At 65.3% G+C, this 596-nt stretch carries 1 protein-coding gene; it reads right to left on the bottom strand.

What is annotated here, in order from left to right; genetic code table 11:
* The coding region (locus QZM35_RS38120) for a 3-hydroxybutyrate dehydrogenase (protein WP_143329964.1) at positions 1-596 on the bottom strand (596 nt) is incomplete at both ends.

Below are 596 nucleotides of genomic sequence, written 5' to 3'. Positions count from 1 at the left end.
TCCTTCGCCTGCTCCGGAATCTGCTTGTCGACCAGCGGCGTGCGCACGAAGCCCGGACACACGACGTGCGAGCGCACGTTGTGCTTTGCGCCTTCCTTCGCCAGCACGCGGGCCAGGCCGAGCAGGCCGTGCTTGGCCGTCACGTACGCCGACTTCAGCGGCGACGCTTCGTGCGAGTGCACCGAACCCATGTAGATCACGACACCGCCGCGATCGTCCTTGTACATGTGCTTCAGCGCGGCCTTGGTCGTGAGGAACGCGCCGTCGACGTGGATCGCCTGCATCTTCTTCCAGTCGGCGAACGAATAGTTCTCGATCGGATTGACGATCTGGATGCCCGCGTTCGACACGAGGATGTCGACCGAGCCGAACGTTTCGGCCACCTTGTCGATACCGCTGTTCACGGCTTCCTCGTTCGTCACGTCCATCGCGACGCCGATCGCCTTGCCGCCCGCCTTGACGATCTCGTCAGCGACCGCGTTCGCGCCGTCCTGGTTCAGGTCGGCGATCGCGACGGCCGCGCCCGCTTTCGCGAGCTCGAGTGCGATTTCCTTGCCGATGCCGCTCGCGGCGCCCGTGACGACTGCGGTCTTGCC

The sequence above is a fragment of the Burkholderia sp. AU45274 genome (assembly GCF_030482505.1).
Lineage (GTDB): Bacteria > Pseudomonadota > Gammaproteobacteria > Burkholderiales > Burkholderiaceae > Burkholderia.
This window is presented reverse-complemented; position numbering and strand designations above follow the sequence as displayed.